The sequence below is a fragment of the Psychromonas sp. genome (genome assembly GCF_983033635.1).
In genome coordinates this window covers 1-6,003 of record NZ_CEZLMY010000196.1, presented here as the reverse complement: position 1 = coordinate 6,003, position 6,003 = coordinate 1, and the positions used below count along the sequence as shown (strand labels likewise).

Genomic DNA, 6,003 nt, shown 5'->3' with positions numbered 1-6,003 from the left:
TCAATAAACAATAATCCTTTTAAGATAAAAAATGCACGCAGTGCTCCGCAGATAAACCTCAACTGAGCTGCAACTTATTCCGATTAATCTCCCTTGCTGAGGATCTCAATACTCATTGATTTACTAAAATAGCTGTAAGCTGCAATCGTAAATTTCTGCTGTTTTGCCAGCTGATACATTGCTCCCTTTATGCACTGTTTGCCAAGGAATTACATTGCGATAAGAAGCGGGCGCTTAACGCTAGTGCAGATTCCATGAACGCAATATTTGATATTCTACACCATTGTCGCAGCTCTTTGATTCAAACAGATGGATAGCGCTGGGGGTTATAATAAGAGGTGAAAATAAAAGCTGAGATGCGGGACACTGGGGCATTTTTTTGGCTTTGCGCGCCAGTGTGATGTGTGCTGAAAAAATATGTTCACTTGGATGCAGATTGAGTGTGGATGCTAATAATTGACACTCATTTGCTATCTGTAGCAGTGCCTTATCTTGCGCTTGTCCGGTAATGCAAAGTACTCTGGGTTTTCGCCAGAGGCTTAATGTATCGAGTGTAATGCTGAATTGAGGTTTGTGTAGAGCTGTGATGCGTTTTTCGAGTTTTCGTCGCGTTTTGCAAGAGACAAGTCCGAAAAAAGCGATAGTCATATGCAGGTTCGTCGCAGGGACTAGTCTGACGTCTGCGCCAAAATGAGCCTGCAGTTGACCTATTTGCAGCATCTGTTGTTTATCTAAGCTGATGCCGAGAAAGAGTTTTTTAGTCATTTTACTTACCCGAGTAGAAAGCAAAGTTATCAGGGGTTGCCTTTGTGGCAAAAAAACAAAGAAACTAGTGACCTTTTGTACTTTATTAAACTGTAGCAAAAGCCAATTGCTTTTGTTGCGCTTTGTTGAATATTTAAAATTTGCTTGTGCAGGAGCTGCGTAATTATAAGAGGTAAATAAGTGCACTCTAGCATTGGATTAATTCAATCGGCTAGATAAATTCTCCAAGCGGAAGCTTATAAACTGCACTATTTTTAATAGTAGGGTTTCAAAGTTATTTTTTAGCTAAATAGTATTTATATGCACAGTGTCATTACGCCTGAATGCGCGAAGCAGTGCTCACATTTCATAAAGTTCAGGGAATAACAGTTATGAGATTAATCTTATTATTTGGGTTTGTTGCATCATTACTTGCTTGTTCTAATTCATCCACCTATGTGGCGCAACCACAGCCGCTACAGCCAGGTCGCCTGCCAACGCCAGATATAGTGGTGAAAATAGCAAACTTAGGTGCTTGTACTGATTCAGCAGATCGCACCCTGTTATTTAATTCAAATTATCCGCTAACGGTCTTGGTGCATGGTCGTAAAAGTTCTGCAGGACGTTTTCGATCATTGGCGCAACTATATGCATTTCACGGGCAGCAGGCTGTTTGTTATAGCTATGATGATCGAGATAGTTTAATTGCCAGTGCAGATAAACTAGTTTTTGCTTTGCAGCAACTAGCGACTGTCAGCAAAAATAAAAACATCTCCATTATCGGCCATAGTATGGGGGGGTTAGTCGCGCGCAAGGCGATGGAAAATAATCGCCCTAATCATTGGCAAGACAGTGATATAAATATAAAACTGATCACTGTGGCAGCCCCCTTCGCTGGTATAGAAAATGCTAATTTATGCGGCTCACGTACATTAAACTGGCTGAGTTTAGGTATTATTCCGGGAATATGCTGGGGTATTACCGGAGATAACTGGTTTGAGATAACTTCAAAGTCGAATTTTATTCAACATCCTGAACCACTTTTACCTTCCGTACAGCGTTACCTGAAAGTTGTTACTAATGAACAAAATACCTGCCGCAAAGTTGATAATGAGGGAGTATGTATTGAAAGTGATTATGTTTTTGAATTAGCAGAGCAGTATCACCCAGTGATTGACCACTATTCACAAGTGATCAATATTCAGGTTGATGCCGGTCACGTGGAAATAGTCGGATACAAGCATGCCGTACCGCGCAAGTTGCTGGCAATTTTACAGCAAGAAAATATGCTTTCAGCAACGCCTCCTGATCGGCAGGAAGCACTGCAAAACCTGCTTGTGAAACTGTATGGCGTTCAATCGCATAACAGTTCAAGTGAACTTAATCAGTGAGCTTTGTACTGCAGTCGTTTGATTTTAAATAACTCTGTATGGAGAGTATTACCAAGGTAATAACTCACCATTACTATGCCAAAAAGAACCACTATTTTCTAGGTTCAGTGCTGCAATCCTTGCTGCTATGCCCTTAGCTGACTCTTCTGCCGTTATTAAACCATTAAAATTAACCATACGAGTTTTCACCCAACCTGGATGCACAACGGCAACTGCAATACCTTGCTCTTTGAGATCAATAGCCAGAGATTTAGTGAATGCATTTAACGCAGCTTTTGCAGCGCGATAACCGTAGCGTCCGCCGGAATCGTTATCGCTGATTGAGCCCATACGACTGGTAATATTCACTATCTTACTACCGGACTTTAAACAGGTTTGTATCGCTTGGGTAAACATCAAAGGTGCGTAGGCGTTTATTTCCATCTGTTGACGCAAGCTATCTAGCTCAATACTTCCCAGACTATCATCCTGTAACAGACCCGCGTTGTTGATAAGCAGATCGACAGGTTGATCTTTGATCTGTTGATAAACCGTATTGATATCTTGTGCATTGGTAAAATCGATATTGGTGATTAATTGGTCAGCCAATGCTGCGATTTCATCACTTCGACTACGGCAAACTGCAATTATTTGATAGCCAGCCTTTTTATAAAGAGTAGCCAGTGCCAATCCAATACCGCGATTAGCACCTGTTATTAATAATGTTCTGGACATAAAGACCTCTAATTGCTTGATTAGAAAAATAATGTGCTGTTACTAAAAAACAGGTGCTGCCAATGTTTGACTGCCGGTAAAATTTATTGGCATAAACAACAAGCAGGTAACCACCTGAAATCCATCAGTTGTTTGTTGAAGCTGAAACTTGTTGATCCATTTTGTCATTAACTTAACAGAGCTGACAGTAGAAAATAAATATATCTTTTATAAGCTGATCTGGATCTGTATTAAAAAGTGTAGATGCGTTTACCTCTTTGTTGTCTTTAGTTTAAGAATTATTATCTTTTGCCGATACAGAGTAAGTATGTTCTGATTATTAATAAGTATTTATGTTCGGAGAAGATCATGAAAATTGCAATGCAAAATTTTCAACCTATGGCGATGTTTAACAAGTTGTTGAATGGTCATGGTAAATCAGAAGTTTCAGCACACTCCAACAGTGTTCATCAGCTCGATAAAAAAAATATCGCAACCAATATTATGCAGGGGAGGTTAGCTGAATCATTGGGTATGCCACAGCAAGCCGCTAATGATAACAGTTCAAGCTTTGATTTTGAAAAGGTCGCAGAAAATGTATTAGGTTTTGTGAAAGAGGCGTTACTGCAAGCGAAAGAAAATGGGGCTGATGATAATACTTTAAAGAACATGCTTTATGATGCTAAAAAAGGGATCAAAATGGGCATCGCCGATGCCTCTGCTGAGCTTGAAGAATCAGGATTAATGACGGATGATATTAAAAATGGTATTCACGAAGCTAATTCGTTATTAAAAGAGGGCTTAAAAGATCTCTCTGAGCAATTAGTTGCACAGCCTGTTGTGGGCATTGCCAATTACCGCGAAGCGAGTCTTTATAATTTAAGCAACGCAGCTTCCTTTAGTTTTACGACTCAAGAGGGCGATCAAGTTGATATTCAGTTTAATGCTGAATATCTACAGCAAAATGCAACAGCTCTGCGTTATGACGCCAATTCGCTGGATTATGCATCATCGAGCCAGGAATCGTTGAACTATGCATTTTCATTTGCAGTGAATGGTGATCTTAATGAAGATGAGCAGGCTGCAATTAATGAGTTAATGGGTAATCTGCAAAACGTCAGTGAGCTGTTTTTTGACGGTGATCTTGAGCAAGCGTTTGAGCAGGCGTTAGAAATTGGCATGGATACCAGTCAGTTGTCTGCGTTTTCAATGAACTTACAAAGAACGGAAACCTACGCGAGTGTTAAAGAGTATCAACAAGTTTTGCCTGCAAAAGAGATTGCGGATCAGTTGATGCCCTTAAATAATGAGCTAAGCGCAGCTTATGAAAAAGCAAAACCGCTGGCACTTGAAAATCAACTGGCGAGTTTATTGGAATGGTTAAATGAAGGCCAGCCTGAATTGAATAAACTACTTGAATACAGCCAAGCGGTGTTTGAGCAGTTAGCTAGCCTTGATAACTTAGTTCAGGAGCAAAGTGATAGCGTTTCGTAAATGAAAAAAGCTGACCTGGTCAGCTTTTTGATATCCAGCTGCTTAGTGCTCTATTTTAAGCTGTGCACCTTAATGAAATACTCTATGAGTAAAGCGTAAAGGTTTTGCATCCTGCATCAATTGAGCAAATTCATCCTTAGTCAGCTGTATTAAAGATGTATGATCACCAGCTTCCAGGTATAACTGTGGTTGCTGCATTAAATATTCATCGTACACTCTATCCATGTTGTAAGCCTGCGCTAGGGGTGGAACAGCCCCATGATCGCAATCATCAAACAACTCATAGACGGCTGCTTCTTTCATTAGATGAAACTGTCGATTTAACTTTTCATTGAGTGTGATTAAACTGACTTTATGACTGGCTGGCAAAATTGCCATCAGCTTCTTACCTTCATGATCTTCAAGCATCACGCCTTTTACAACCTGTGTTGCAGGGACATTTGAGGTAATTGCTGAACTGAGGGAATTATGACTTGGTGCATGTTTCAATAATTGGTAGTGGATATGCCTTTTATCCAGATATGCACTCACTCTGGTTACAATACTCATGAGCAGATCTCCTTTAATGATCATCACTCTAAAAGTATAGCCCAAAGCTAATTAACGAGGCTGAAATGAGAGTGTAAAAACAAGATCCCGTAAGCGATTTATTTATAGGATCTTATTTCTCACTGCACCTGCTTGTTTTCCTTAACTATTCAACAAAGAGAAGCGCTAAATTCCTAATTCATCAAGTAAATCTTGCTCTACAACCTGGTTACTTGAGCTTGCTGGTTTAGATTCTCTCTTACCGTTTTGCTCCTGGTCGATTAATGAATCCAGATCAAATTTTTCTTTCTCTTTGAATGTGGACAGTTTTATAAATTCGGTTTTATCCATCGCCATCTCTAGATAGAAAATATTATTCTTTTCTGTGGTGAAAGTGACTCGTCTTGCTTGCGGTCGGTCCAGGTTGGTATCAATAGAGAGTAGTACCTGCTTATTGATGGTTAACATTTTCGGTTGATTTTGGGTAATAGAGGTGTGCAGCTGATGGCCTATATTCCCGGTAAAATCTCCGACAATTTGATTCATCAGTTCCCCCATCACATCGCCCACATCATCGGCAGTATGTGATTGTGCTAGCTCATTTTCGGGGATGCCCATATGCAACATGTAGTTTTGATATATCTCTAGTGCGGCGCCTGCGGTGAAGTTGATAATCACTAATCCCGAGAAGCCACCATCAAACAGCACGAAACAGCCGAGATCGGGTTTAAGACAGGTTTTACTAATTTTCTGCACCATCGAAGAGTAGTGGATTGGGTGATCGGTTGCAGTGGTGAGCACTGACTTTACTGAATCACATAATACCAGCAGTATATCGTCAGTTGTTATTGTTTTAGTTTTAGCCATGGAAGTACCTATTAAATATATGGTTTTATATAAGTTCAGATATTTTAACTGCAAAATATTAACGTTAAAAAAGGGAAACTTATTTTTTGTCAATAGTACGCTATTAGTTAAATCGCGCTTTATCACAATGCACATTTTTGACAAAAGAATCGCAGGCAACGCATTATAAAAGCGCTAATTTAGTGAAGTTAATTTAAAATCGTTAATATTATTGAGTTAAAGTAACAGCAGGGTGATAAATTAGCTTTTCAATAGACCATTGCTCTTAAAATTTATGTTTATATTG

6 protein-coding genes are annotated in these 6,003 nt (G+C 39.5%); 2 read left to right on the top strand and 4 right to left on the bottom strand.

Features of this window, described 5'->3' with window-relative positions:
- Window positions 1-240: 240 nt before the first annotated feature.
- Complete coding sequence (gene thpR / locus AC4GME_RS16615) at window positions 241-765, bottom strand: RNA 2',3'-cyclic phosphodiesterase (RefSeq protein WP_490377097.1); 525 nt, start codon at window positions 763-765, stop codon at window positions 241-243.
- Window positions 766-1,136: 371 nt separating this feature from the next.
- On the opposite strand from thpR, the gene AC4GME_RS16610 reads away from it, so the two are divergent.
- Window positions 1,137-2,135: an esterase/lipase family protein gene (locus tag AC4GME_RS16610; RefSeq protein WP_490377098.1), complete on the top strand. Its 999-nt coding sequence runs from the start codon at window positions 1,137-1,139 to the stop codon at window positions 2,133-2,135.
- A 48-nt stretch (window positions 2,136-2,183) separates the two neighbouring features.
- Here the strand turns inward: AC4GME_RS16610 and AC4GME_RS16605 are convergent, their stop codons facing one another.
- Window positions 2,184-2,849 (bottom strand): SDR family oxidoreductase, encoded by a 666-nt coding sequence (locus AC4GME_RS16605; RefSeq protein WP_490377099.1) that lies wholly within the window; start codon window positions 2,847-2,849, stop codon window positions 2,184-2,186.
- Window positions 2,850-3,197: 348 nt separating this feature from the next.
- Between AC4GME_RS16605 and AC4GME_RS16600 the strand changes: the two genes are divergently transcribed.
- The gene (locus tag AC4GME_RS16600) at window positions 3,198-4,322 is read left to right on the top strand and encodes a DUF5610 domain-containing protein (protein ID WP_490377100.1); all 1,125 of its coding nucleotides are present in this window, start codon (window positions 3,198-3,200) and stop codon (window positions 4,320-4,322) included.
- A gap of 69 nt (window positions 4,323-4,391) precedes the next feature.
- Here AC4GME_RS16600 and AC4GME_RS16595 read toward each other — a convergent pair whose 3' ends face one another.
- Window positions 4,392-4,871 carry an aminoacyl-tRNA deacylase gene (locus AC4GME_RS16595; RefSeq protein ID WP_490377101.1) on the bottom strand — a complete coding sequence of 160 codons (480 nt, stop codon included), beginning with the start codon at window positions 4,869-4,871 and terminating at the stop codon, window positions 4,392-4,394.
- A gap of 165 nt (window positions 4,872-5,036) precedes the next feature.
- On the bottom strand, window positions 5,037-5,717 hold the full coding sequence (locus AC4GME_RS16590; protein WP_490377102.1) for a DUF3334 family protein: 681 nt from the start codon (window positions 5,715-5,717) through the stop codon (window positions 5,037-5,039).
- Window positions 5,718-6,003 lie beyond the last annotated feature (286 nt).

What these genes read in the sequence shown, in the direction of transcription:
- thpR (WP_490377097.1), bottom strand. Translation starts at nt 765, where the DNA reads ATGACTAAAAAACTCTTTCTCGGCATCAGCTTAGATAAACAACAGATG.
- AC4GME_RS16610 (WP_490377098.1), top strand. Translation starts at nt 1,137, where the DNA reads ATGAGATTAATCTTATTATTTGGGTTTGTTGCATCATTACTTGCTTGT.
- AC4GME_RS16605 (WP_490377099.1), bottom strand. Translation starts at nt 2,849, where the DNA reads ATGTCCAGAACATTATTAATAACAGGTGCTAATCGCGGTATTGGATTG.
- AC4GME_RS16600 (WP_490377100.1), top strand. Translation starts at nt 3,198, where the DNA reads ATGAAAATTGCAATGCAAAATTTTCAACCTATGGCGATGTTTAACAAG.
- AC4GME_RS16595 (WP_490377101.1), bottom strand. Translation starts at nt 4,871, where the DNA reads ATGAGTATTGTAACCAGAGTGAGTGCATATCTGGATAAAAGGCATATC.
- AC4GME_RS16590 (WP_490377102.1), bottom strand. Translation starts at nt 5,717, where the DNA reads ATGGCTAAAACTAAAACAATAACAACTGACGATATACTGCTGGTATTA.